This is a genomic window from Chamaesiphon sp. OTE_20_metabat_361 (genome assembly GCF_031364565.1).
Genome location: NZ_JANLWO010000437.1, coordinates 1 through 1,646, shown reverse-complemented (window position 1 = coordinate 1,646; position 1,646 = coordinate 1). Strand labels below are relative to the sequence as shown.

The 1,646-nt window shown below is 51.4% G+C and carries 2 protein-coding genes; both read right to left on the bottom strand.

Annotated features, from left to right (window positions below):
- Window positions 1–167: protein phosphatase 2C domain-containing protein (locus RMO35_RS12845; RefSeq protein WP_309741682.1), on the bottom strand; the 167-nt coding region annotated here is incomplete at its 3' end.
- A gap of 171 nt (window positions 168–338) precedes the next feature.
- The coding region (locus RMO35_RS12840; RefSeq protein ID WP_309741680.1) for an AarF/ABC1/UbiB kinase family protein at window positions 339–1,646 on the bottom strand (1,308 nt) is incomplete at its 5' end.

Below are 1,646 nucleotides of genomic sequence, written 5' to 3'. Positions count from 1 at the left end.
GTATGTGCGGTTTCGATCGCAATCCGGCTGGCTTCCTCGCCACCTGCATGACCGCCCATACCGTCGGCAACGATAAAAAATCGTCCATCAGGATCGATGTGATAGGCGTCTTGGTTGGCACTCCGTACCATCCCTTTATCTGTAAGACCTGTGAACCGCGATTTCATAATCTAATGCCTGTACCGATTAATAATCCAAAATTTTAGAGTAGACTGCGCGGAATTGCTCGTAACCCAAGCGCGAAGGGCGATCGGTTTATTCGATCGGCTGTAAAACCGATTGAGTGTCTACCATCATCAATATCATAGTACCCAGATAAGCTCTCCTAGATCGCTAATTTAGGACATCCGATCTTGACGATCGACTTTCCGGCTTTGCCGAAACCATGCTACTAGAGCAATCGCCGCGAACACACCAAAAACCCCAGCCGGGAGCGTGTTGTTAGTGACAAACAGCATCGTAGCAGACAATGTAAATGTTGCAGCCAAGATTGCCGAATTTGTACTTTGTTGAATCGCGCCGAGTCTGCGTAAATAGCGATCGGTTTCACTCGAACGCACGCGGACTTTGATATCGCCGCGTTCTAGCTTCTCGATCGTATCTTCGAGGCGGCGGGGTAGTCCGAGGGCGGATGAGCCGACTTGAGCGGCTTGTCTGCCGATTTCGGCTAGGAATGTATTGGCATCGGGGGTACTGTTACCGTTACTATTCATAATCTGAAATGCAAAGGGTTGGGCGGCTGCCATAAAGTTAAAATCGGGATCGAGTCCTTTACCGACTCCTTCAATCGTGGAGAATGCCCGCATGACGAAGGTAAATGTTGCCGGGAACCGGAAGGGCTGTCCGTAGGCGATATCGTAAAGATCGTCGGTAATCTGGGAGACCGATTGCGCCTCGATCGGTTTGTCGAGGAAGTTGTCGAGTAAATACTGGATCGAGCGGCGAATCGGATCGGTGTCGGCGTCAGCAGCGACTGCGCCTAATCCAACTAAACCATTGACGACGCGATCGGCATTGCGTCCAGCGATCGCCAATAAGGTATCCATCAGTTTCTCTTTGGTACCGGGGGCGATGCGGCCCATCATCCCAAAGTCATAAAAGATTAACGCTCCAGTTTTGGGATCGACGGCGACGTTTCCGGGGTGCGGATCGGCATGGAAAAAACCATCGGTCAGTAGTTGTTGGAGGTAAGCGGTGGCACTTTGACGAGCGATCTGTTGGCGATCGAGTCCGGCGGCTTCAATGCCTTCATAGTGGCTGATTTTGATCCCTGGAAGGTATTCTAAGGTCAGCGTCCGCGTCGAAGAATATCGCCAGTAAACGCGAGGTACCTTGACCCAATCAGCCGATCGAAAGTTCCGTCGAAAAGTGTCGGCATTTTGCCCTTCACTGATATAGTCGGTCTCTTCCCACAAAATTTTACAGCACTCATCATATATTCCCAACCAATCGCGTCCGCCCTGCCCCCATTTGGGATGATTTTGGAAATATTTGGCGATGCCTCGGAGGATATCCAGATCGATCGTAAATAATTTGTGCAGCCCCGGACGTTGGACTTTGACGACGACTTCTTCACCCGTATGCAGCCGCGCGATGTGTACCTGTCCGAGACTGGCTGCGGCGATCGGTACTGGCTCGAAACTGGC